This window comes from Acidovorax sp. Root219 (assembly GCF_001428665.1).
GTDB lineage: Bacteria > Pseudomonadota > Gammaproteobacteria > Burkholderiales > Burkholderiaceae_C > Acidovorax.
This window is the reverse complement of record NZ_LMIJ01000008.1, coordinates 197,635-215,933: the sequence shown is the minus strand read 5'-3', so window position 1 is coordinate 215,933 and position 18,299 is coordinate 197,635. Positions and strand designations below refer to the sequence as shown.

Here is an 18,299-nt window from a genome sequence, read left to right as displayed (position 1 = left end):
GCATCCGGAAAGTATGCCGGTGATTCTGACATTGGAGACAACAACGTGGTCCGCGGCATTTCCCTCATCTACGGCCTGTACCTGCTGCTGCCCATCGCGCTGCTCATGCTCGGCAGCGTGGGCGGCAACTGGACCAACACGCTGCTGCCCACGGGCACCACGGGCCAGTGGTACCTCGACCTCTGGCAGGACACCTCGTTCCGCAAGGCCTTCGTGAGCAGCCTGGTGGTGGCCATGGCGGCCTGCGCCATCAACACCGTGCTGGCGCTGCCCCTGGCCTATGCCCTGTACCACGGCGCGCGCCGCAGCGGCGGCATGGCGGCGCGCATCGTGAGCGCCATGCCGGTGGCCGTGCCGGCCATCACCCTGGCTTTTGGCTACATGGTGGTGTTCAACACCGATCTTGCGCCCTGGCTAGGCTCCATGCCGCTGCTCATCGCGGCGCACGCCATTCTCACGCTGCCCTACCTCACCAACACGCTGCTGACCGATCTGCGCCACCTGGACCTTGGCCGGCTCGAACAGGCCGCAGCCACGCTGGGCGCCTCGGGCTGGCAGCAGTTCACCGGCATCGTGCTGCCCAGCCTGCGCCAGAGCCTGCTCAGCGGCCTGGTGATGGTGGCCGCCATCTCGGTCGGCGAGTTCGGCGTGTCCAACCTGCTCACCAGCTTTCAGAACCGCACCTACCCCGTCGTGCTGCTGCAGGCGTTCTATGGCGCCACGGGCTTTGCCTGTGCCGCCACGGTGATCCTGCTGGGTCTGGCGGGTGCATCGGCCCTGCTGTCCTCAACCCTCGTCAAAGCCCGCCCATGAGCCTCGTCCTCGACAACGTCAGCTACCACTATCCCGGCAGCACGCACGGCCTGCACGAGGTCTCCCTGGATGTGCGCACCGGCGAACTGGTGGCGGTGATCGGGCCCAGCGGCTCGGGCAAATCCACGCTGCTCCAGCTGGTGTCGGGGCTCACCACCGGCCACACGGGCCACATCACCTTCGATGGCAAGGACATGTCGCGCACACCGGTGCACGAGCGCCGCATGGGCATGGTGTTCCAGAGCTATGCCCTGTTCCCGCACCTGTCGGTGCTCGACAACGTGGCCTACGGCCTCAAGCTGCGCAAGGTGGGCGTGGCCGAGCGCCACCGGCGCGCGCAGGAACTGCTCGACATCGTGGGCCTGGGCAGCTACGCGCAGCGCAGCGTTGCCCAGCTCTCGGGCGGGCAGCAGCAGCGGGTGGCATTGGCGCGGGCGCTGGCCATCGACCCGCTGGCCCTGCTGCTGGACGAGCCGCTGTCGGCGCTCGACGCCAGTGTGCGTGGCCACCTGCGCGACGAGATCCGCGCCATCCAGCAGCGCTTTGGCGCCACCACGCTGCTGGTCACGCACGACCAGGAAGAGGCGCTGGTCATGGCCGACCGCGTGGCCATGCTCAAGGACGGCCGGCTGCTGCAGATCGCCACCCCGCGCCAGATCTACGAGCAGCCCGCCAGCCGCGCGGTGGCCGAGTTCGTTGGCCTATCCACCATCCTGCCTGCCAAAGTGGCATCGCCCGGGCGGCTCGATCTGGGGTTTGCCGAACTGGCGGCCGACACGGGCACCCGCGCTGCGGGCGCCGAGGTGCATGTGCTGGTGCGGCCCGAGCATATCGAGCCCGACCCGCCGCCGGGTAGCGTGAACCGCCTGGCCGGGCGCACTGGTGCACAGCGCTACCTGGGCGCGCTCACGCGCTACGACTTCGAGGTGCCCGGTGCGGCCAAGCCTTTCCTGGCCGAGTCCCCCGTGCCTGCGGTTCAAGCCATCGCCATCGCGCCCGAGCACATCCGCCTTCTTGACGACTGAGTTTCTTCCCTCACCCAACCCATCCCACCGAGGAGCCACCATGCAACGCAGACAACTGATCCAGGCCGCCGGCGCATTGCCAGTACTGTCATTCGCAACGCTTGCCGCCCGCACCGCCTTCGCCTTCGACGGCCCCGAGCTCTATGCGGGCGAGAAGGCCCTGTACGCCGAGGCGCAGAAGGAAGGGCTGTGCGTCTCGTTCGACACGGGCCCCGAGTGGGCCAACTGGAAGTCGCTGTTCCGCGACTTCAAGAAGCGCTACCCCGAGATCGAGCTGACCTACAACGACATCGGTTCCGCCGCCACCGTGGTGGCGCTGGAAAAGACCCGCCGCCGCCCGCAGGCCGACACCGCCTACTACTTCGCAGCGTCGGCCGTGGACGCGGCGAAGAAGGACGTGGTCGCCCCCTTCAAGCCCGTCAACTTCGACAAGCTGCCCCCCGTGTTCCGCGAGGCCGAGGGCCGCTGGTTCACCATCCACACGCTCAACATCGCCTTCCTGGTGAACAAGAAGCTGGTGAAGAACGTGCCCACCGGCTGGGCCGACCTGCTCAAGCCCGAGTTCAAGAACACCGTGGTCTACCTGGACCCGCGCTCCACCGGCATCGGCCAGGTGCTGACCTTTGCCGCGGCCTACGCCAACGGCGGCAGCGTGGACAACGTGCAGCCCGGCACCGACTACCTGGGCAAGCTGCATGCCGCCGGCAACGTGCTGCGCGTGGAGGGCACCACGCCCTATGCCAAGTTCCTGAAGGGCGAAATCCCCATCTGGATCAGCTACGAGAACGACGGCCTCAAGGCCAAGCATGTGGACGGCATGGGCGATGCGGTCGAGGTGGTGATCCCCAAGGAGGCCAGCGTGGCCGCGCCCTATGCCATCAGCCTGGTGAAGAACGGCCCCAACCCCAATGCCGGCAAGCTCTGGCTCAACTTCATCATGAGCGAGGCCGGGCAGACGCTGTTCGCGCAGGGCTTCGTGCGCCCTGCTGTGCCCGGCACGCCGCTGTCTGCCGACGTGGCCGCGAAGATGCCGGCCGCGCCGCAGATCCGCCCGCTCGACGTGGTCAAGGCCTCCGAGCGCAAGGCCGAGGTCGACCGCCTGTGGGCCCAGGCGGCCCTGGGCAACAAGTAGGCTTGCCAGCATGCGACGTTTCGGTGCCTGGCCCGCATGGGCCTTCATGGCGCTCTTTTTCGCGGTGCCGCTGGCGGCCCTGCTGCCCGAGGCGTTTGGCGATGGCGGCAGCGCCTTTGCGCGCCTGTTCGGCAACCCGCTGTTCCCCGGTGCGCTGCGCAGCACGCTGGCGCTGGGGCTGGCGGCGGGCGCGGTGTCGGCGCTGGTGGGCGCCTGCATCGCCATCGAGCTGGCACGCCAGAGCCCATCGCGGCGCCAGTGGATGATGACCTTGCTGGGCCTGCCGCTGGCCTTCTCGGGGCTGGTGATCGCCTACGGCTTCATCCTGGCCTTCGGGCGCGCGGGCTTCGTCACACAGTTGCTGGCGGGGCTGGGCGGCGATCCGGCCGTCATCGGCAGCTGGATCTACAGCGTCTCGGGCCTGGGCGTGGCCTATGCCTACTACCTGATCCCGCGCGTGGCGCTGTCGCTGTACCCGGTGTTCGCCAACCTCGACCTGCGCCCGGCGCAGGCCGCGCGCACGCTGGGTGCATCGCGCGCACGGGCCTTCTGGGACACGGTGGTGCCCGAGGTGCTGCCCTCGGTGCTGTCCAACGCCTGCATGGTGGCCGCAATCGCCATGGGCACCTATGGCACGGCGCTGGCGCTGGTGGGCACGCAGCTCAACATTCTGCCGCTGATGCTGCTGGCACAGGTCAGCGATGGCGGGTCGGATTTCGCGGTGGCGGCGGCCTTGTCGCTGGTGCTGATGGTCGTGTGTGTGGTGGTGATGGGAGTGGGTGATGTCTTTACGCGAAGGCGCGAACGCAATGCAGGCCATTGAAACCTGGCCGGCGCCGGTGGTGCAGGCGCTGCAGCACCTGGCCCTGAAGCAGAAGGGGCCGGGGCGCCACCGCCAGCCGGTGGCCGTGATCGGGCCCGGCGATGCCGACGAGGCCGAGTGCGCAGCCGCCTACGCCGTGGCGCATGCGCTGGCAGGCGCGGGCATGGCAGTGATCTGCGGCGGGCGCGGTGGTGTCATGGCCGCCGCATCGCGCGGGGCGACCGAGGCCGGGGGAATTGCCGTGGGCATCCTGCCCGAAGACGATGACTCCCAGGCCAACGAGTGGCTGAGCGTGGCGGTGCCCACCGGCATGGGGGAGATGCGCAATGCCATCATCGCGCGCGCCGGAGTCTGCCTGGTGGCCATCGGCAGCAACATGGGCACCCTGTCCGAGATGGCCATGGGCCTCAAGTGGGGTAAGCCGGTTTTCGTGCTGTACGGTGGCGTGGAGTTGCCCGGTGCGGTGCTGGTCAGCGACGTGAACGACATGCTGGCCAGGGTGCTGGCCTGCCTGCTTGCTTGAAGCGGGCGCGCGCGCTTCAGTCGTGGGCCTCCAGCTCCACACCGAGCAGGTCCTCCAGCGCCCAGAAGGATTCATCCGTCAGCGTGCCCACGAAAAGGCGCACACCGTCGTCCCACTCCACCTGGCACACGGCCTGGCCCGGCCGCAGGTAGGCGCTCATCCCGTTGACCGTGCCCAGGTGGTGCCAGTCGCCGCCTGCGAGCGCCGCCGCTGCGTCGGGCGTTGCCAGGCCCGAGCCCGTGAAGGGCAGGGCTTCGCCAAAGGCGGCCTGCCACGCCAGCATGGCGGCGATGAAGCCAGAGCAGGTGTCGCTGGCCGCATGCCACTCCAGCGTGGCGCCGGTGGTCGCTATCCATACGGGCGGGTCGGCCGGGGCATCGGCGCTGCAGTCCACGCCGTATCGCACCACGTCCTGGTTTTCTTCCACGAAGATCAGCCTGCCGTCCTGCACAGCCCATTCCGACGGTGCCAGGAACTGGTCGTACACGGCGGTGAAGTCGCGCGCATTGCCGGCCTGCAGGTAGAAATCGCGCAGTGCGTCCGGCACGGTGACCTGCAGGCCGGCCTCGGCCTTGTCGATGGCCTGCGGCGGCACGGCGTCCTGCGCGGCCAGGCGGCGCCCGAGCATGGCGAAGAGTTCCGGGTAGGGCAGGGTGGTCATGGTGCGTATCGTACGTTCACAGCTGTGGAAAGTTCCACGCCGCCAGGTGCCTGAGGTCCTTGGCGGAGCCCACGGGCAATCGGTCGGGCGTCGGCTGCGCATGGGGCGGCGCGGGCACCTGCGCGGCGATGCGTTTCACGCCGGTGGTCTTGTCCAGCCCGGCGCACCAGGTCTGCCAGCGGCTGCCGTCGTGCGTGCGGTCACGAAAGCCCCGGCCGGCCACGGCGTCGGCGGTGGGCGGTATGGGCGAGAGGATGTCCAGGTACTCCATGCGGCCGCGCAGGATGCCGCGCGCATCGGGCGTCACCTCGTGGCAGTAGGCGGCGCCCCAGAGGTCTTCGCGAAAGCGCACGGCATACACGTCCCCTGCGGCCAGCGGGCCCGGCAGGGCGCGGGGCGCCCTGGCCACACCGGGGGGTTGCGCCGCAGGCCTGGCACGGGGTGGTGGGGGTGGGGCAGCGGGTTCCCCTTCAGGGCGTTCCAGGTGGCCGAACAGGCGCTGCAGCAGGGCGCCGTTGGTGCCATCGCCCGCCGACCACCAGGCCAGCGGCGCGGGCACTTCCACGCGCACGCTGGGTCGCTGGTCGCGTTCGCGCGCTGTGGTGAAGCGGGTGAACAGGCCGGGGCGTTCGGGCGTCTCCAGCACCCCCATGAAAGCCAGCGCTTCGAGCAGTGATGCGTAGCGCTGGGGCTTGTGCGGCCGCAGCAGTTTCGTCTCCTGGAGGCTTTTGCGTGCCTGGCTGTAGCGGGTGGCTGGGGGCAGGGCGCGCAGCAGGTCCAGCAGGTGGTGCAGCAGCCAGACGTCGCGCGGCGTGGGGCGGGGCCAAAGCTCCTGCGGTAGCTTCACTGCGTCTTCAAGGGCCAGCACGGCACCCAGCGGGCCGTCCTCGTCGCTCCAGCCCGAGCCTTCGATGCTGCGGAAGTAGGCCAGCAGGGTGCGGTCCTTGGCCGATGTGGTGTGAAAGCAGGTGGCGCAGCGATCTCCTTGCTGGCCCATGGGCTGCATCGCATGCTCCGGCATCGCCAGGCCCAGGGCCACCGATGGCAGCACGGCCTGCCAGTGCAGCCCGCCTGATCCCAGAGAGGACACGAAGGCGTCGGCCGCGCGCCGCAGGTCCACCTGCGCGGCCAGGCTGCGCAAGCGCTGCGTGGCCGCGTCGTGCGGCAGCTGCACTTGGTCGTTGGGCTCCCAGCCAGCATCGGCCAGCTGCTGGCGCTCTTGGGCCGTCACGGTGTCGGGAATGCGGTGGAACGTCTGGCCGTTGTCGTCGATGCCCATGTTGGCCGAGGCATAGATACGCTGGAGCAGGGGCAGGACAGAATCGAAATCCATGGGTTCGTTGGCAGTTCGGTGAATGGAAAGACCATGGTGCCAGACGCACAGGGCGCGGACTGCAAACCCTGACCGGTCATCTGCAAAAGGGCGGCGTGGGCGTGAAAAATGCCCAGAAAAAACGGGCTCCTGCTCAGGTGCGCCCGCGCGCCAGGCCGCGCGCCACGCGCTCGGTGGCGGCCTGCAGCAGGTCGCGCAGGCTCTCCGGCTCCAGCACCTCGAACTCCACGTCCAGCGCCAGCAGCCAGTGCACCAGCGTGCTTTGCTGGTGGGCGCCGCAGGCCAGCACGCAGCGCTCGGCGTCCAGCACTTCGAGCACGCCGGCCGATGGTGGTATGCGCCGCGCCATGGCGGCGTGCGGCTGGTGCAGGATGATGCGCGCCTGCTGCGGGTACTGCGTCAGCGCCACCGAGCGCGACACATAGGCGCGCAGGTCGCCCCCGTCCGGGCCGGCGCGGGGGGAGAAGTGGGCCCCCGCCACCGCATCGCCGGCCATGCGGTCGATGCGGAAGGTGCGCCAGTCGCTGCGCGCCGGGTCCCAGGCCACCAGGTACCAGCGCTGGCCGCTGTGCACCAGGCCCTGCGGCTCCACGCTGCGCTGGCTGGCCTGGCCCTTGGCGTCCAGGTAGGCGAAGTCCACGCGCAGCTGGTCGCGGCAGGCCGTGGCCAGCACCGAGAGCGCAGCGGCGTGCACCGTGGGGCCCACATGCTCGGTGGGCAGGATGGCCGAGCGCAGCGCATCGATGCGCTTGCGCAGGCGCGCGGGCATGACCTGTTCGAGCTTGACCATGGCGCGCAGCGAGCTTTCCTCCACCCCGCCCACGGTGCCGGCCGTGGCCAGGCGCAGGGCAATCGCCACGGCCAGGGCCTCCTCGTCGTCGAGCAGCAGCGGCGGCAATGCCTGGCCGGCGCGAAAGGCATAGCCGCCGGCCACGCCGCTGCTGGCGTGGATGGGGTAGCCCAGCTCGCGCAGCCGGTCGATGTCGCGGCGCACGGTGCGCGGGTGGATCTCCAGGCGCTCGGCCAGTTCGGCACCGGCCCAGTGGCTGCGGGTCTGCAGCAGAGAGAGCACGCGCAGCAGGCGGGAAGACGAGGACAGCATGGAAATGAATGTACGTCGAATCGAGGGCGGAATCTGTCCTCAATGGATCCTACATTGCATCCACGTTCCCGGCGCAGTGCCGAAACGGATTGAACCCGTCAACCAACCAAGGAGTCTCCCATGTCCATCGTCCTCTACTGGCACCCCATGTCCAGCGCCACCCCCATCGCCAGCGCACTGGTCGAACTGGGCATTCCCCACGAGCGCGTCACGCTGGACCTGAAGGCCGGCGACCAGCGCCGCCCCGAGTTCCTGGCCCTCAACCCCAATGGCAAGGTGCCCACCATGGTGGTGGACGGCGATCCCATGTTCGAGACCCTGGCCATCCATTTCTGGCTGGCCGGGCAGTATGGTGTGGAGCGCGGCCTGTGGCCGAAGGAGGGCACACCCGAGCGCATGCAGGCCCTGTCCTGGGCGACCTGGGCCTATGTGACCTACGGCACCCTGCTGGTGCGCCTGCATGTGGCCACGCAGGGCGATGAGGCATTGCGCAGCGAGGTGCATGCGGCTGCAGCGCGCAGCGGTCTGGACCAGTTGCTCGCCCTGCTCGATGCCCGCCTGGCCGCACAGGCCTGGATGCTGGGCGCCGACTATTCGCTGGTGGACCTGATCGTGGGCTCCGTCCTCGGCTACAGCGTCTACGTCGGTGCGCCGGTGGCATCGCACCCGCATGTGCAGGCCTGGCTGGAACGCGTGCAGGCGCGCCCCTCCATGCAGCTCAAGGCCGATTGATCAACTGCCCTAAAGAAGCAGGAAGGCTGCCGCCGCAACGGCGGTTGGCAGCAGCGCCCCCACCAGCAGCCCGCCCGCGCCGATGCTGCCGTCCTCGAACCCGCCCTTGAGCAGGGCCACGCCGGCCGGGTTGGGGGCATTGGCAATCACGGTGAGGCCACCGCCTGCCACGGCGCCCGCCACCAGCATGTACTTGGCCGGGTCGGACATGCCTTCGATCAGCGAACCCAGGTAGGTCAGTGCCGCGTTGTCGGTGATGGCCGTGAGCCCCAGTGCGCCTGCAAACAGGGCCAGGGGCTGCAGGCCCGAGACGATGGGCTGTAGCCACCACTGCTGCATGCCGCCCAGCACCACCAGCCCGGCGAGAAAGAAGCCCACGAGCAATGCTTCCTTGATGATGAGCGGGCTCTGGTGCTTGTCGTAGGCCTGGGTGTAGCCCAGGAACATCAGGAACAGCGCCAGGAACACGACGGGGTGGTGGGCGAACAGCACCACGCCGGCCAGCAGGGCCAGGTGCACGGCCACTACGGCCATGGGGACCGATGGCACGCGGCTCGTGGTGGCGTCCGGGGCCGGCAGCAGGTGCCGGCGCAGCACGGCGGCGCAGACAGTGGCGTTGACCAGCACGGCGATGGCGGCCTTCCAGCCGAAGGTGGCCAGCATGAAGGCGCTGTCCCATTCCCAGGTGGTGGCCACCATCAGCACCGGTGGTGCGGCGTACGACGTGAGCGTGCCGCCGATGGACACGTTGACGAAGAGCACGCCCAGCGCGAAGTACTTCACGCGCTCGGGCACCGCCGGGCGAAAGATCTGCGGCGCCAGCATCAGCGCGGCAATGGTCATGGCCGCCGGCTCGGTGATCAGCGAACCCAGCAGCGGCACGGCCGCCAGCCCCAGCCAGGCGGTGGCCAGCGGCGTGGGCAGGGGCATGCGCCGTGCCATGGCGTCGATCGCTGCGATCACGGTGCGCAGCACGGGGCTCGAAGCCGCGATCACCATCACCACGAAGACGAACAGGGGCTCGGTGTAGTTGCGCGACTCGGCATAGGCGAGTGCTTCGGTACCGCCCGAGATCAGGGCCATGGCGACCACGAGCACAATGGCCCAGAAGCCGAAGACCACCTCCACCTCGCCCAGCAGGTGGAGCAGGCCGGCATGGCGGGGGTAGCGGTGGGACAGCCGCTCGAACAGGCGCGCGGCAAAGGTGTGGATCAGGGCAATGCCGAAGAGGGCCGCCGCAATCCAGTGGATGGCGTGGGGTTGCATGGGTTTCCAGTCGCAGTGAAGCCGCGTGGCGGCCCGACCGACGCATGAACCTGTCACGCCCTTGTGGCGTGTACACCCGGTCCTGATTTTACCAGACCTCGCATGAGCGCTGCCTGGTGCGGACTTTACATGGCCTTGAACAGATGCGCGTACAGCCGGCTCACGGCCAGCCTCTCGGGCCGGTCCGAGAGGGCCAGGTGCAGCTTGCCGGCCTCGTCGCGCGTCACCGTGGTGATGGCGCTGGCGCGCACCAGGGTGCTGCGGTGGATCTGCCAGAAAACGCTGGTGTCCAGTTGCTCCGTGAGCTCCTTGAGCGGCGTGCGGATCAGGAACTCGCGCTCGGCCGTGAGCACGCGCACGTACTTGTCGGCGGCCTCGAAGTACAGCACGTCGGCCACCGGCACCATGTGGATCTGGCTGCCGCTGCTGGCCTGGATCAGCGTGAGGGGTGTTGCGGGGCTGCCTGCCGCAGGGGCAGGTGCGGCGGAGGCTATCCCGGGCGCGGCCAGCAGGTGGCGCAATTGGGCCATGGTTGCTTCGAGCGCGGTGGCGGCGGGCGCCTTGGCGGCGAGGGCCTGCTGCAGCTTCTGCACCGTCTTTTGCAGGCGCGCCGCCTGCACGGGCTTGAGCAGGTAGTCCACCGCCTGGGCCTCGAAGGCCTGCACGGCGTACTGGTCGTAGGCCGTGACGAACACCAGGGCCGGAAAGGGCATGTCCGCCGGCCAGGCATCGGCCAGCTCCACGGCCGCGTCCAGCCCGCTCTGGCCCGGCATGCGGATGTCGAAGAACAGCACCTCGGGCTGCAGCACCAGCGCCTGGCGCACGGCCGAGAGGCCATCGCCCACGGTGGCGGCGATCTGCAGCGCGGGCCAGGCGCGGGCCAGCTCCTGCTGCAGGGCCATGGCCAGCAGGGGTTCGTCTTCGGCGATCAGGGCGCGCACGGGGGGGGTGTTCATGCCGGGCTCGTAGTCAAGGGAAAGGTGATGGTGGCGCTGGTACCCCGGGGCGCATGGGCGGCCAGCTCGAACTTCCCGGCCTCGCCATGCAGCGTGGCCAGGCGCTCGCGCACCTGGGTCAGTCCGAAACTGGTGCCTGGTGCCGTAGGCGCGATGGGGGGCGCAGAGTTCAGCCCGGCACCGGTATCGCTCACCTGCAGCACCAGCAGCATCCTGCCCTTGGGGCCGGCTTGTGTGCGCGCCTGCACGGTGATATGGCCGCCTTCCACCTGGGGCTCCAGCCCGTGGCGGATGGCGTTTTCCACCAGCGGCTGCAGCAGCAGCGGGGGGACGGGCACCTCGCGCAGGGCCTCGGGCAGGTCCAGCGTGTAGGCCAGGCGCGGGCCCATGCGCACGGCCATGAGCTCCAGGTAGTCGGCCAGGCGCTGGAACTCGTCGGCCAGCGGGTGCTGGGTGCTGCGCGATGCGCTCAGCGTGGCGCGCAGGTAGGCAATCATGCGGTCCAGCATGTCCTGTGCGCGCACCGGGTCGGTGCCGATCAGCATGCGCAGGTTGGCCAGGGTGTTGAACAGCATGTGGGGTTCGAGCTGTGTCTCCAGCAGCTTGAGCTGGGCCTCGGTGGCCTGGCTGTGCACCTCGGTCATGCGCGCCTGCATCCAGGCGCTCTTGCCGTTCACGTAGAAGTAGTAGCAGATGACGGTCCCCGCCACCACGGTGATGCCGATGGAGATGCGCAACTGCGCGCGCCCCGCACTGTCCCACGACGAGGTGCCGCACCACCAGTCCGCCAGCAGGGTGCCGCCCAGGTAGCCAAGCACGATGCCCACCAGGGGCAGTGCAAAACCAGCAATGCCCTTGGGCCAGCCGTACTCCTCGCTGGAGGCGAACAGGTGGCGGCCGAAGTCGACCAGCGCCCAGGTCAGCGTACCGATGGCCAGCGAGTAGGTGGCCGGTATGTAGTAGGGCTTGTCGGGCCGGAAGGCGTACTGGATACCGGAGACCGCCAGGCAGAAGGCCAGGGTCTGCAGCAGGCGCTGCAGCTTGTCGAGCCAGTCGATCTTCATGGCGGAATCGTTCACGCCATCTCAGCGGCCGTCGCGCTGGCGCAGCAGGCGCTCGCGCTCTTTCTGCACCATGCGCTCGCGCAGGCCGCTGCCGGTGCCCAGAATGAACACCGAGACACCGTGCAGCGCCAGGCCCAGCCCCCAGCCCAGCAGCGGGTACACCGACCAGGGGCGGTTGCCGAAGCCGTAGCGCGACATGGAGAACACGATCAGGTTGACCACCACGTACAGGACGGCATGCATGTACCAGCCGAGCTTGGCGCCCGCGCGTTTGCGGGCGAGTTTCTCGATGGCTTCGGGGGTCAGGGGTTCAGTCATGGATGGGGTGATTCTAGGCTGCAGCGTGGCACGCTACGGGGCCTTGGCTTGCAGGGGCGCCGGCACCTGCAGGTGCTGCTCGAAGTAGCGCACGATCTTCGTGTCCACCGTGTGCATCTGGCCACGGTCGAAGCCGGGCGGGTCGCCCAGCAGGCGCACGGCGAGGTCGGACATTTGGGCAAGCGCAGGCTGGGGCGAGAGCAGGGCGCCGTGGCCGGCGTCGGGCAGGGCGGCCAGCACGGTGCAGTGCCCGGCGCAGGCCTCGGTCACCCGGTCGCTGTGAAAGCGCGGCACCAGCCACAGGTCCTTGCCCGCAGTGATCAGCGCCAGCGGCACCCGGGGCCTGGCCAGCGATGCCATGTCGAAGTCCGCTGCGGCCGGTACGCCCGAAACGACGGCAGCGATGCGGGGCTCGTCGTGCGTGTACCAGGTGGTGTCGTCATAGCGCTGGCGGATCACGCCCAGTGCCACGGTCTTCTTCACCCCGTCGAGGAAATTGCCCTTGAGCTCGGTGAACAGGCCCACGCAGGTGGCAAAGTCGTCGGCGATGTTCGTCTCGCAGTGCTGCTTGAACAGTGCCGGGGACCAGCGCCCGCCCGCCAGGCTCAGCGCCGTATGGCCGCCTGCGGACATGCCGTACATGCCGACCCGGTCGAGCGAGAGCAGAGGCGCCAGTGCGGCATCCTTCGCGATGGCGTCGATGGCGCGCGAAACCTCGGCAGGGCGCTTCTTCCAGCTGTCGGGCCCGGGCTTGGACGGGTCCTTGGCGTTGTCACCCGCATGTTCGGGCATGGCCACCACAAAGCCTGCGGCCACCAGCGAGCGCGCGAGGTCTGAATAGACCCAGGGGTTGCCCCCCGAGCCGTGCGAGACCACGACCAGCCGGCCATTGCCTGCGACTGGCGCGCCCTGCCAGGCGAGCTGCAGGTGGAACGGGCCGCGCTGCAGGGGCTGGTCGGCGGCACTGCTGGGGTAGTACACGGTGACCGGGCCATCGCCCTGCAGTCCGGTGATCTCCTTGAGGCCGACCCCTGCCTGGGCCAGGCTGGCGGTCAGGGTGAGCAGGCCTGCCCATGCCAGGCGGGTGTATTGGTGCATGGTGTGTCTCCTGGGCCCGATTTTCAGGGACGGTTGTTGTTCTGGACGATGCGATCACGCTCGGATTGCACCATGCGTTCGTGCCAGTTCGAACCACCGGCCAGGAAGAACACAGCCATGCCGTGCACCAGCAGGCCGATGCCCCAGCCGGCGAGGGGGAACACCGCCCAGTGCCGTCCGCTGGACAGCGACAGCGATACCAGCAGCAGGTTGACCAGCACATACACGGTGGCATGGATGAACCAGCCGAACTTGGCGCCGGCGCGTCTGCGGGCCAGGTTTTCGATGGGGTCGTTGGACAAGGGGTAGCGACGGGACATGGGGGATCTCCTTGGAAGGGGGCTGAGGTGAGAATCAGGCAGCAGCGTGGTCGGATGCGGTGGTCACCGCCCGGGGCGCCCTGGCCAAGCACCACAGGCGGGCCGAACGGGCGATGAACAGGCCGTTGAACACGCCGTAGAGTGCGGCGATCTCCAGGTCGAAGGTGGCGTCGTGCGCCAGAGCGGGCTGCATGGCCATTTCGATGCCGACCAGGTACTTGGTCAAAAAGATGCCCAGGATCAGCAGCAGGGGCAGCGGGCTGCCGGGGATGTGAAAGCTGCGCGAGGCGGCCAGGTAGCGGGTGCCGGTCGGAGGGGTGGGCCACAGCGCCAGGGTGAGGGTGGCCACGACGGCGGCAGCAGCCATCCAGGCGGCCAGGGCGCCCAGCACCTGGCCGGAGCTGCCGAAGGCCGACACCAGTCCGTAGACCGAGAACAGGGTCATGGCCACGGGCATCACGGCCACGCGGGTCAGGCTGGCGGTGCGGGCCACGAGCTGGCTGCCGCCCAGGGCGAGGAGCCCGGCGAGCAGGCCCCAGACCCAGGTGGGGGTCTTCTGCAGCACGGTGCCAAGCGCTTCGGGATGGTGGATGAGAAGGTCGATGATCATGGTGAGATGCTCCTGTGATGGGTAAAAATTTCGTGTCGATGGGAGGGAGGGGCGTTCAGGCGAGGCCGATCTGGCTCCACAGCCACTGGCCGAGCAGGCGGTTGGGCAGCAAGGTGAAGGCACCGGCCACGAGGCCCGAGCCGATGTAGGTACCCTGCATGATCCGGCGGTGCGCCGCCACGTTGCCGCGCACCAGGAAGTGGAACGACAGGGCAATCAGGCCCAGGGTGATGGGGATCAGCAGGTGGATCAGGCCGAAGCCGCCCAGGCGCGGGCCCTTGTCGCCGCTGATGAACACGGCCGACAGGGCGACCGCCACCATCAGCGTTACCCAGGCATAGCCGGCTGCGCGGTGCAGGCGCGGGCGCTGGGTACGGGTGCGACGGGCCCACACGGCCAGGGGCCCGATGGCCAGGGCGGCCAGCGCGGCGGCCATGTGGATGGCGATGACGGGGGTGATCTGCATGGTGGGCTCCTGGGGTCAGGTTTGAGCGATGGGCGTACTGTGCCGATCCCCTTGCGCGGCGACCACCGGCCTGCGATGAAATGCACGGGTGAGGGAGCGAAATGCCGCGGACCGGAGCAAAGTGCAGGTGTTTTGGCGCCGGCCGGGGACGGTCGGCAGGGATAATCGGTAGCTTTGCCGGCCCTGTGGGCCAAAAGGACGCACGCGTGGACCTCGTTTTGCTGGCCAAGGCCGCCCTGATGGGCGTGGTCGAAGGCCTGACCGAATTTCTCCCCATCTCCTCCACCGGCCACCTGATCCTGGCAGGCTCCCTGCTTGGCTTCGACGATGCCAAGGCCAAGGTCTTCGACATCGCCATCCAGACCGGCGCCATCTTCGCGGTCATCCTGGTCTACTGGCAGAAGATCCGTTCCACCCTGGTGGCGCTGCCGCGCGAGCGCAGCGCGCAGCGCCTGGTGCTCAACGTGCTCATCGGCTTTTTACCGGCGGTGGTGCTGGGCCTGCTGCTGGGCAAGGCCATCAAGGCGCACCTGTTCATCCCGGTGGTGGTGGCCAGCACCTTCATCCTGGGGGGCTTCGTCATTCTCTGGGCCGAAAAGCGCCCGCCGGGGGCCACCCGCATCCACGAGGTGGACGACATGGGCCCGCTCGATGCCCTCAAGGTGGGCCTGGTGCAGTGCCTGGCCATGGTGCCGGGCACCAGCCGCAGCGGCGCCACCATCATCGGCGGCATGCTGCTCGGGCTGTCGCGCAAGGCGGCCACCGATTTCTCGTTCTTCCTGGCCATGCCCACGCTGATCGGCGCCGGTGTGTACAGCCTGTACAAGGAGCGTGCGCTGTTATCGGTGGCCGACATCCCGATGTTCGCCGTCGGGTTGGTGTTCTCGTTCTTCAGTGCCTGGCTGTGCGTGCGCTGGCTGCTGCGCTACATCAGTAGCCACAGCTTCGTGCCGTTTGCCTACTACCGCATTGTCTTCGGCATGGTGGTGTTGATCACGGCCTGGGGGGGGTGGGTGCGCTGGGCCGAGTAGCGGACTTGAGGGTATGTCGCAGCCATGGGCGGGCTGCGAAAGTGATAAGCTGTAACTTATGGTTGCGCTACCTGCCAGCGCGACCCTTGTTTTCGGCCTGCCAGTAGACGATCCTTGCCCCCGGGACTTCCTCCACATGACGCCAGACGAGCCAGAGATTCTGCCCCCACTCACCAGGCATACGGACTGGTCCCAGGAGGAGTTGCTCGATCTGATCACGCGCAGCGCGGGCGCCACCCTCGCCGCCGTGGACCGCAGCCTGCAGATGATCTATGTGAACGAGGAATATGCGCGCTGGTTCGGCAGCACGCCCGAGCGCCTCGTGGGCAAGACCCTGGTCGACCTGTATGGCGAACATGACTGCGCCCGCTTCATGCCCTTTGTAGAGCGCGTGCTCGGCGGCGAACGCGTGCAGTACCAGCGCCTGCTGCGCACCCCCTACGGGTTCGACGAATGGCGCACCATCTGCCTGACGCCCTGGCCAGCCCGCAACGGCGTCATCGATGGCTTCATCACCACGGCGCTCGACGTGCATGAACTGCAGGTCACCATGAATGCCCTGCGTGCGGCCAACCAGCGGCTGTCGTCGCACATGGAGAACAGCCCCCTGGCGGTGCTGGAGATGGACCAGGACCTGCGCCTGCTGCACTGCTCGCAGCGGGCGGTGCAGCTGATGGGCTGGCTGCCGGTCGCGCACCTGGAGGGGCAGTCGCTCACGCAACTGCTGGGCCACACGTCCGACGAAGGCCTGCACCTGGCCCTGCAGCGGCTGCAACAGGGCCAGGAGGCACAGAACCGCGCCGAAACCTCCTTCGTCCGCCACGATGGTTCCGAAGTGCACTGTGAGTGGTTCAACTCCGCGCTGACCGATGCCGAAGGCCGCGTGACCTCCATCATGGCCCTGGTACAGGATGTCTCGGCCAAGATCCAGATTGCACGCCAGCAGCACTACCAGGCCAACCACGATTCACTGACCGGGTTGTACAACCGCGCAGCGTTCCACAGCCGTCTCGAACAGTCGCTGGCCCAGGTGCGCCAGAACGCGGGTTCGGTGGCACTGCTGTTCATCGATCTCGATGGTTTCAAGCGCGTCAACGACACGGAAGGCCACCATGCAGGGGACGAGGTGTTGCGCACCGTCGCCCAGCGGCTTTCCTCCACGGTGCGGGCGGGCGACACCATCGCCCGCCTGGGGGGCGACGAGTTCCTGGTCATGCTGGACCGCGAGGTCACGCGCGACGTGACCGACGCCATCGGCCAGCGCATCATCCACGCGCTGCATGAACCCATGTGGGTAGAGGAGCGCGCGCTGTACGTCGGCGCCAGCATCGGCGTAGCGATGCATCCCCCGCTCGAAGGGGAGACCGATGCCCTCATGAACCGCGCCGACCAGGCCATGTATGCGGCCAAGCGCGCCGGCAAGGGGCGGCTGCACTACGCTGAGCGCGCATTGCAGCAAACGTGATGAGCCCGCCCTTGCAGGGGGCAGATGCCCGCTGTAAGGGCATCCCGGGCGTTATTCAGCGGGCAGGCGAATGCTCTGCTGGTATTTGAAGAAGTTGGTCGGGTCGTACTGCTTCTTGGCCTGCTGCAAGGTGGGGTAGGCCGGGCCGAAATAGGCGTCTTCGAAATCCTGCAGGCTGGCATCGGGGTAGTTCTGGTACACGTGCCCGTTCAGGAAGGGCTGCACCAGCTTCATGAAGCCGGCCAGCCAGGCCTCCGTCTGCGCACGCTCAGTTGGGTTGCGCCAGAACACGTCCACCACCAGGTCAGCATCCACGCGGCGGTGGATGAAGGCGCTGGCCTCGATGGGATAGCGGTTGATGGCGCCGCCATAGGGCTCCAGGTAGGCCAGCGACCACTGGTTGGGCGAGGTCAGGAAGTAGTCGATGATGGACTGCCAGTCCGCCGGCGTGAGCGGGCGGCTGATGTAGCCCGAAGCCTTGCTTTCGGCAATGCCATCGGGCAGGTTATCGGGCAGCGAATAGGGGTGGTCTTCGAGCCAGACGTTCATGTCCGGGTAGGTGCCGGTCTTGTCCACCAGCAGCTGCGCGCTGGGGATGGCCATGAGCGGGGCAATCGCCTGCAGACCGGCCTCGCGCGTGCCGCAGAACATGCCCTGCACCATGGCCACCGGTTTGCCGCCGTAGTAGCCCAGGTTCATCATGTAGCCGAGCGCATCGGGTGCGCCGCTTTGCATGTAGCGCTGCTGCATCATGGTCAGCACGCTGGCGGCCTGGGACATGTCCCAGCCGATGGACCAGGCCCACACCGTGTCCAGCGGAACCATGCTGTAGGTGACCTGCAGCAGCACGCCGAAGTTGCCGCCCGTGCCTCCGCGCATGGACCAGTACAGCAGCGGGTTTTCACTTTCGCTGGCCGTCACGATGCTGCCGTCGGCCAGCGCCACGCGCAGCGACTCCACCAGGTCGCTCTGGATGCCGTAGCGCCGCGAGGTGTAGCCGTAGCCCCCACCCTGCACGAAGCCGCCCACGCAGACGCTGCCGCAGGCGCCGGTGGGCACGTGCCAGCCGGTGTGGTTCATGGCCCCGTTGAAGTGGTCGAAGTCGGTGCCTGGCCGCACGTACACGCGCTGGTTCGGCGGGTCCAGCACCACGCCCTGGATATCGCTCAGGTCGATCACCATGCCATTGTTGACCGAGTAACCGGCCGTGCTGTGCCCGCCGCAGCGCACGGCCACCGGCACCTTGTACCTGCGCGCCACGGCCAGGCATTCGAGCACGTCGTTCTCGACCGCGCAGTAGACGATGATCTGGGGAAACGACTGGAAGGCGGGGTTGGACTCCTGGCGGTCCTTGTCGTAGCTAGGGCTCGATGGCAGCACCACCCGGCCCACGAGCATGTGCTCCAGATGGGCCAGCGATTCCAGTGCGATCGCGGTTTCGGAGGTCTCGCCGGTGACCCCCGCCGCATCGGCTGCCGAGGCGGCAAGGGCATGGAATTGCGCTACACGCGCAGCTTTGGCAATGCGGGCGGGACTTTTGCGATGGGCCATGGCACAGGAT

At 68.3% G+C, this 18,299-nt stretch carries 20 protein-coding genes; 8 read left to right on the top strand and 12 right to left on the bottom strand.

All coding sequences use genetic code 11. The features are described from left to right. Positions 1-45: 45 nt before the first annotated feature. The 5 genes from ASE28_RS08270 to ASE28_RS08250 are packed head-to-tail and all read left to right on the top strand — an operon-like array spanning position 46 to position 4,316. Complete coding sequence (locus ASE28_RS08270; RefSeq protein WP_057266111.1) at positions 46-813, top strand: ABC transporter permease; 768 nt, start codon at positions 46-48, stop codon at positions 811-813. Further along, positions 810-1,838, top strand: coding sequence for an ABC transporter ATP-binding protein (locus ASE28_RS08265; RefSeq protein WP_057266109.1), 1,029 nt, complete (start codon positions 810-812; stop codon positions 1,836-1,838). The genes ASE28_RS08270 and ASE28_RS08265 overlap by 4 nt, the downstream gene beginning before the upstream one ends. Before the next feature lie 40 nt (positions 1,839-1,878). Further along, a complete protein-coding gene (locus tag ASE28_RS08260) occupies positions 1,879-2,970 on the top strand; it encodes an extracellular solute-binding protein (RefSeq protein WP_057266107.1) in 1,092 nt (363 codons plus the stop codon). Between the two features lie 10 nt (positions 2,971-2,980). Then, the gene (locus tag ASE28_RS08255) at positions 2,981-3,793 is read left to right on the top strand and encodes an ABC transporter permease (RefSeq protein ID WP_057266105.1); all 813 of its coding nucleotides are present in this window, start codon (positions 2,981-2,983) and stop codon (positions 3,791-3,793) included. Further along, the gene (locus ASE28_RS08250; protein WP_057266103.1) at positions 3,780-4,316 is read left to right on the top strand and encodes a TIGR00725 family protein; all 537 of its coding nucleotides are present in this window, start codon (positions 3,780-3,782) and stop codon (positions 4,314-4,316) included. Before ASE28_RS08255 ends, ASE28_RS08250 begins: the two co-directional genes overlap by 14 nt. 16 nt (positions 4,317-4,332) lie before the next feature. On the opposite strand, the gene ASE28_RS08245 is transcribed toward ASE28_RS08250, so the two are convergent. From ASE28_RS08245 to ASE28_RS08235, 3 genes are all read right to left on the bottom strand, one after another. Further along, positions 4,333-4,977, bottom strand: a complete 645-nt coding sequence (locus tag ASE28_RS08245; protein ID WP_057266101.1) for an SMI1/KNR4 family protein — start codon at positions 4,975-4,977, stop codon at positions 4,333-4,335. Between the two features lie 16 nt (positions 4,978-4,993). Continuing rightward, positions 4,994-6,310 carry a hypothetical protein gene (locus tag ASE28_RS08240; RefSeq protein WP_157421914.1) on the bottom strand — a complete coding sequence of 439 codons (1,317 nt, stop codon included), beginning with the start codon at positions 6,308-6,310 and terminating at the stop codon, positions 4,994-4,996. 133 nt (positions 6,311-6,443) lie between these two features. Further along, on the bottom strand, positions 6,444-7,412 hold the full coding sequence (locus ASE28_RS08235) for a YafY family protein (protein WP_057266100.1): 969 nt from the start codon (positions 7,410-7,412) through the stop codon (positions 6,444-6,446). A gap of 120 nt (positions 7,413-7,532) precedes the next feature. Here ASE28_RS08235 and ASE28_RS08230 point away from each other — a divergent pair, with 120 nt between their 5' ends. Then, on the top strand, positions 7,533-8,144 hold the full coding sequence (locus ASE28_RS08230) for a glutathione S-transferase family protein (RefSeq protein ID WP_057266097.1): 612 nt from the start codon (positions 7,533-7,535) through the stop codon (positions 8,142-8,144). Between the two features lie 9 nt (positions 8,145-8,153). Here the strand turns inward: ASE28_RS08230 and ASE28_RS08225 are convergent, their stop codons facing one another. From ASE28_RS08225 to ASE28_RS08190, 8 genes are all read right to left on the bottom strand, one after another. Further along, on the bottom strand, positions 8,154-9,410 hold the full coding sequence (locus ASE28_RS08225) for a putative Na+/H+ antiporter (RefSeq protein ID WP_057266095.1): 1,257 nt from the start codon (positions 9,408-9,410) through the stop codon (positions 8,154-8,156). Between the two features lie 125 nt (positions 9,411-9,535). Further along, entirely contained in the window at positions 9,536-10,366 is an 831-nt protein-coding gene (locus ASE28_RS08220; protein WP_057266093.1) for a LytTR family DNA-binding domain-containing protein, read from the bottom strand. After that, positions 10,363-11,430, bottom strand: a complete 1,068-nt coding sequence (locus ASE28_RS08215; RefSeq protein WP_057266163.1) for a sensor histidine kinase — start codon at positions 11,428-11,430, stop codon at positions 10,363-10,365. Before ASE28_RS08215 ends, ASE28_RS08220 begins: the two co-directional genes overlap by 4 nt. Before the next feature lie 21 nt (positions 11,431-11,451). Further along, positions 11,452-11,748 carry a 2TM domain-containing protein gene (locus ASE28_RS08210; RefSeq protein WP_157421913.1) on the bottom strand — a complete coding sequence of 99 codons (297 nt, stop codon included), beginning with the start codon at positions 11,746-11,748 and terminating at the stop codon, positions 11,452-11,454. Between the two features lie 33 nt (positions 11,749-11,781). Then, the gene (locus ASE28_RS08205; protein ID WP_057266088.1) at positions 11,782-12,846 is read right to left on the bottom strand and encodes a dienelactone hydrolase; all 1,065 of its coding nucleotides are present in this window, start codon (positions 12,844-12,846) and stop codon (positions 11,782-11,784) included. A gap of 23 nt (positions 12,847-12,869) precedes the next feature. After that, positions 12,870-13,166: a 2TM domain-containing protein gene (locus ASE28_RS08200; RefSeq protein WP_057266086.1), complete on the bottom strand. Its 297-nt coding sequence runs from the start codon at positions 13,164-13,166 to the stop codon at positions 12,870-12,872. A gap of 34 nt (positions 13,167-13,200) precedes the next feature. Continuing rightward, entirely contained in the window at positions 13,201-13,776 is a 576-nt protein-coding gene (locus ASE28_RS08195) for a DUF6622 family protein (protein ID WP_057266084.1), read from the bottom strand. A gap of 55 nt (positions 13,777-13,831) precedes the next feature. Continuing rightward, on the bottom strand, positions 13,832-14,242 hold the full coding sequence (locus ASE28_RS08190) for a DUF2306 domain-containing protein (RefSeq protein ID WP_057266082.1): 411 nt from the start codon (positions 14,240-14,242) through the stop codon (positions 13,832-13,834). Positions 14,243-14,448: 206 nt separating this feature from the next. On the opposite strand from ASE28_RS08190, the gene ASE28_RS08185 reads away from it, so the two are divergent. Next, a complete protein-coding gene (locus ASE28_RS08185; RefSeq protein ID WP_057266161.1) occupies positions 14,449-15,273 on the top strand; it encodes an undecaprenyl-diphosphate phosphatase in 825 nt (274 codons plus the stop codon). 136 nt (positions 15,274-15,409) lie between these two features. Further along, positions 15,410-16,738: a diguanylate cyclase domain-containing protein gene (locus ASE28_RS08180; RefSeq protein ID WP_057201203.1), complete on the top strand. Its 1,329-nt coding sequence runs from the start codon at positions 15,410-15,412 to the stop codon at positions 16,736-16,738. 51 nt (positions 16,739-16,789) lie between these two features. Here the strand turns inward: ASE28_RS08180 and ASE28_RS08175 are convergent, their stop codons facing one another. Then, positions 16,790-18,289 (bottom strand): FAD-binding oxidoreductase, encoded by a 1,500-nt coding sequence (locus ASE28_RS08175; RefSeq protein ID WP_057266080.1) that lies wholly within the window; start codon positions 18,287-18,289, stop codon positions 16,790-16,792. Positions 18,290-18,299: the final 10 nt, after the last annotated feature.

Excerpts from the sequence above, each read along its gene's own strand:
- ASE28_RS08245 (WP_057266101.1), bottom strand. The coding sequence starts at position 4,977 with ATGACCACCCTGCCCTACCCGGAACTCTTCGCCATGCTCGGGCGCCGC.
- ASE28_RS08210 (WP_157421913.1), bottom strand. The coding sequence starts at position 11,748 with ATGACTGAACCCCTGACCCCCGAAGCCATCGAGAAACTCGCCCGCAAA.
- ASE28_RS08255 (WP_057266105.1), top strand. The coding sequence starts at position 2,981 with ATGCGACGTTTCGGTGCCTGGCCCGCATGGGCCTTCATGGCGCTCTTT.
- ASE28_RS08200 (WP_057266086.1), bottom strand. The coding sequence starts at position 13,166 with ATGTCCCGTCGCTACCCCTTGTCCAACGACCCCATCGAAAACCTGGCC.
- ASE28_RS08225 (WP_057266095.1), bottom strand. The coding sequence starts at position 9,410 with ATGCAACCCCACGCCATCCACTGGATTGCGGCGGCCCTCTTCGGCATT.
- ASE28_RS08190 (WP_057266082.1), bottom strand. The coding sequence starts at position 14,242 with ATGCAGATCACCCCCGTCATCGCCATCCACATGGCCGCCGCGCTGGCC.
- ASE28_RS08220 (WP_057266093.1), bottom strand. The coding sequence starts at position 10,366 with ATGAACACCCCCCCCGTGCGCGCCCTGATCGCCGAAGACGAACCCCTG.
- ASE28_RS08250 (WP_057266103.1), top strand. The coding sequence starts at position 3,780 with ATGCAGGCCATTGAAACCTGGCCGGCGCCGGTGGTGCAGGCGCTGCAG.
- ASE28_RS08240 (WP_157421914.1), bottom strand. The coding sequence starts at position 6,310 with ATGGATTTCGATTCTGTCCTGCCCCTGCTCCAGCGTATCTATGCCTCG.
- ASE28_RS08180 (WP_057201203.1), top strand. The coding sequence starts at position 15,410 with ATGACGCCAGACGAGCCAGAGATTCTGCCCCCACTCACCAGGCATACG.
- ASE28_RS08175 (WP_057266080.1), bottom strand. The coding sequence starts at position 18,289 with ATGGCCCATCGCAAAAGTCCCGCCCGCATTGCCAAAGCTGCGCGTGTA.
- ASE28_RS08260 (WP_057266107.1), top strand. The coding sequence starts at position 1,879 with ATGCAACGCAGACAACTGATCCAGGCCGCCGGCGCATTGCCAGTACTG.
- ASE28_RS08215 (WP_057266163.1), bottom strand. The coding sequence starts at position 11,430 with ATGAAGATCGACTGGCTCGACAAGCTGCAGCGCCTGCTGCAGACCCTG.
- ASE28_RS08230 (WP_057266097.1), top strand. The coding sequence starts at position 7,533 with ATGTCCATCGTCCTCTACTGGCACCCCATGTCCAGCGCCACCCCCATC.
- ASE28_RS08195 (WP_057266084.1), bottom strand. The coding sequence starts at position 13,776 with ATGATCATCGACCTTCTCATCCACCATCCCGAAGCGCTTGGCACCGTG.
- ASE28_RS08205 (WP_057266088.1), bottom strand. The coding sequence starts at position 12,846 with ATGCACCAATACACCCGCCTGGCATGGGCAGGCCTGCTCACCCTGACC.
- ASE28_RS08235 (WP_057266100.1), bottom strand. The coding sequence starts at position 7,412 with ATGCTGTCCTCGTCTTCCCGCCTGCTGCGCGTGCTCTCTCTGCTGCAG.
- ASE28_RS08265 (WP_057266109.1), top strand. The coding sequence starts at position 810 with ATGAGCCTCGTCCTCGACAACGTCAGCTACCACTATCCCGGCAGCACG.